At 70.6% G+C, this 3,151-nt stretch carries 4 protein-coding genes, 1 tRNA gene and 1 pseudogene; 4 read left to right on the forward strand and 2 right to left on the reverse strand.

Features of this window, described 5'->3' with window-relative positions; all coding sequences use genetic code 11:
* A pseudogene (locus QAA18_RS12440) lies at positions 1–173 on the forward strand (DNA polymerase III subunit epsilon); the annotation flags it as partial.
* Here the strand turns inward: QAA18_RS12440 and QAA18_RS12445 are convergent.
* Positions 160–864: a protein phosphatase 2C domain-containing protein gene (locus QAA18_RS12445; protein ID WP_279413375.1), complete on the reverse strand. Its 705-nt coding sequence runs from the start codon at positions 862–864 to the stop codon at positions 160–162. The pseudogene QAA18_RS12440 and the gene QAA18_RS12445 overlap by 14 nt on opposite strands.
* Positions 865–994: 130 nt before the next feature.
* On the opposite strand from QAA18_RS12445, the gene QAA18_RS12450 reads away from it, so the two are divergent.
* Positions 995–1,084: transfer RNA gene (locus QAA18_RS12450), tRNA-Ser, on the forward strand.
* A 27-nt stretch (positions 1,085–1,111) separates the two neighbouring features.
* Positions 1,112–1,519, forward strand: coding sequence for a DUF6165 family protein (locus QAA18_RS12455; RefSeq protein ID WP_279413377.1), 408 nt, complete (start codon positions 1,112–1,114; stop codon positions 1,517–1,519).
* On the opposite strand, the gene QAA18_RS12460 is transcribed toward QAA18_RS12455, so the two are convergent.
* Positions 1,495–2,541 carry a glycosyltransferase family 9 protein gene (locus QAA18_RS12460; RefSeq protein WP_279413381.1) on the reverse strand — a complete coding sequence of 349 codons (1,047 nt, stop codon included), beginning with the start codon at positions 2,539–2,541 and terminating at the stop codon, positions 1,495–1,497. The genes QAA18_RS12455 and QAA18_RS12460 overlap by 25 nt on opposite strands.
* Positions 2,542–2,579: 38 nt before the next feature.
* On the opposite strand from QAA18_RS12460, the gene QAA18_RS12465 reads away from it, so the two are divergent.
* Positions 2,580–3,151: 3-deoxy-D-manno-octulosonic acid kinase (locus QAA18_RS12465; protein ID WP_279413379.1), on the forward strand; the 572-nt coding region annotated here is incomplete at its 3' end.

Consider the following 3,151-nt stretch of genomic DNA (forward strand, 5'->3'; position numbering starts at 1 on the left):
TCGAACGCCTGGCCGGAACCGAGGCGCCGCGCCCGCGGGTGCAGGTGCCGGCCGCGGACCTGGCCGCGCACGAGGAACGCCTGGCCAGGCTGCGCGCACGGGCGGGCCATGCGGTATGGGACCGGGCGGCTGTCGCCGCGCCCGAGGCGGAAGCCGAAGCTATCCCTGCCTGACCAGCACCACGGTGATGTTGTCCGAGCCGCCGCCATCGAGCGCGGCCGCGACCAGTTCGTCGACGCATTCCTGGGCGCTGCAGTCGGTGTTGGCCAGCGCACGCGCGATGCGTGCGTCGTCGACCTCCTCGGTGAGCCCGTCGCTGCACAGCAACAACTGCATCCCCGCATCGAGGTCGCCGGACATCGTCTCCACGTTGAGCTGCTGCGGATCGGTCACGCCGAGCGCCTGGGTCACCACGTTGCGGTGCGGATGGCTGCGCGCCTGTTCGACGCTGATCGCGCCGCGGCCGATCAGCTCCTGCACGTAGCTGTGGTCCTGCGACAGTTGCGCGAGCTTGCCGTCGCGCCACAGGTAGACCCGGCTGTCGCCCACCCAGGCGACCTCGAAGCGGCGCCCGGCGATCCGGGCCGCGACCACCGTGGTGCCCATGGGCAGGGCATCGCCGCGCTTCTGCGAGGCGCGGATGATGTCCTCGTCGGCGGTGCGGATCGCCTGTTCCAGCGGCGCTCCGCGCCTGACCTCGCGCACGATCGCCTCGCGCGCCAGGGCGCTGGCGACCTCGCCGTACTCGTGCCCGCCCATGCCGTCGGCCACCAGCCACAGCCCCAGTTCGCTGTCGCCGTAATAGGTGTCCTCGTTCAGCTCGCGGCGCAAGCCGACGTGGGTCAGGTGTCCGAACTCGATCATGCAGCCCAGCGGCGAGGAGGGGAGGTCTTTCCGGGGTGAACGCAATCATCGCGTCCCGCCGGCCTCGCCACAACCGGTCCGGGTGGCGCTTGTGGCCGGAGCCTGCGGTCCGTATCATTTGCGGCCCACCGGAGAGGTGGCAGAGTGGTCGAATGTACCTGACTCGAAATCAGGCGTACGTGCAAGCGTACCGTGGGTTCGAATCCCACCCTCTCCGCCATATTCGAGCGCCACGATTCGAGGCGGCATGTCCGAAATCCTCGTTCCAGTCTCCTACGGCGAGCTGCTCGACAAGATCGCGATCCTGCAGATCAAGTCCGAGCGCATGACCGATCCGGCCAAGCTGGCCAACGTCCGCGCCGAACTGTCGGCGCTGGAGAAGACCTGGATGGCGCACCCGGCCGCGGCAGGCGACGTCGTCGAACTGCGTGCACGGCTCAAGGCGGTCAACGAGCGCCTGTGGGTGATCGAGGACGACATCCGCATCAAGGAGAAGGCGCAGGCCTTCGACGACGAGTTCATCGCCCTGGCCCGCAGCGTGTACGTCGAGAACGACGAACGCGCGCGGATCAAGAAGGACATCAACCTGGCCCTCGGCTCGACCTATGTCGAGGAGAAGTCCTACCAGGACTACGGGCGCGGTCCTGCCGCGTAACGCTCGAACGCGGCGACGGCATCGTCGACCGTGACCAGGTCCATCGCCCCCTCGACCTCGACCTTGGCGCCCCAGCGCAGTTCCGACGCGGGCTTGCCCAGGAACCTGCGCGCGGCATCGTCGTAACGGTCCACGCAGTAGCGGCGGTCCGAGTACGGCCCGCTGCGCGCCGCATTGCTTGCCGCGTGCAGGCCCAGCACCTTGGTGCCCATCGCGTTGGCGATGTGCATCGGGCCGGAGTCCGGCGTCATCAGCAGGTCCGCGCGCGCGAGCAGGGCAGGCAGCTGCTTGAGCGTGTCCTTGCCCACCAGGTCCAGCGGCGGCTGCGGCATCGCGGCGATGATGGCGTCGGCGGTGTCGCGTTCGAGCTGGCTGCGGCCGCCGCACAGCACCACCCGCCAGCCGCGCGCGATGGCGTGGTTGGCGACCGCGGCATGGCGCTCGGCACGCCAGTTGCGCAGCGCGTGGCTGGAGCACGGCGAGATCGCCAGCACGCGGCGGCCATCGTCGTCCCACTGCGCGCGGGCCCATGCGTGCGCGTCCTCCGGCACCGGCAGCTGCCACTCCACATGGTCCTGGCGCAGGCCCAGCGGCTCGCTGAAGCTGCCGATGGCATCGAGTACATGTTCGCCGCTGCGCGCGGGGATGCGCTCGTTGATGAACAGGCCGTGCAGGTCGCGCGAACGGGCGCGGTCGTAGCCGATGCGGCGGCGCGCCGGGATGAAGGCCGACAGCAGGTTGGCGCGGGCCGCCACCTGCAGTTGCAACAGCGCATCGAAACGTCGCCCGGCCAGGCGCCGGCGCAGGGCGCGCATGCCGGCCAGGCCCTCGCGCTTGTCGTACTCGATGAACTCCACGCCCGGCAGGCCTTCCAGCAGGCGGTGCTCGCCGCGACCGATGATCCAGGTCAGCCCGACCCCGGGCCAGGCCCGGCGCAGGGTATGCACCAGCGGCAGCACGTGGGTGACGTCGCCCAGCGCCGACAGCCGCAGCAGGCAGATCGAGGCCGGGGGGGCGGGGATGTGGGAATCGGTCGTCATGCCCTTGTTAGACTCGCTGGATGGTCGCCTTCGACGCAAACGAGAGCTTGACGCCATTCGAGCATCGGCGCGACGGACGGCCCGCCGGCTATGGGGCGATTCTGTTCGACGCGCGTCGCGTGCAGCAAGCGCAGGCCGGCTGGTTCGACCCGGCGTGGTGGGGAGAACGTGCCTCGGCGGTGTCCTCCGGCGGGCGCGGCGGCGCGTGGTTCGTGGACGCGCCGTTCGGCCAGGCAGTGCTGCGCCAGTATTTGCGCGGTGGCCTGGCCGCACGGATCAGCCGCGACATGTTCGCCTGGCACGGCGCCGACCGCACCCGCAGCTTCAGCGAGTTCCGCCTGACCCGCGCCCTGCACACGCTCGGCCTGCCCGTGCCGCGGCCGATCGCCGCCTGCTACTGGCGCCGCGGCGCCGGCTATCGGGCCGCGATCCTGCTCGAACGCCTGCCCGGCGTGCGATCGCTGGCCGCGCTGGCCGCGGACGATCCGGTCAGCGCGCCATGGGAAGCCACCGGCGAGCTGCTCGCGCGTTTCCATCGCGCCGGCCTGGACCACGCCGATCTCAACGCGCACAACATCCTGTTCGATGCGGG

It is taken from the genome of Luteimonas sp. 8-5 (genome assembly GCF_029763755.1).
Classification (GTDB): domain Bacteria; phylum Pseudomonadota; class Gammaproteobacteria; order Xanthomonadales; family Xanthomonadaceae; genus Cognatiluteimonas.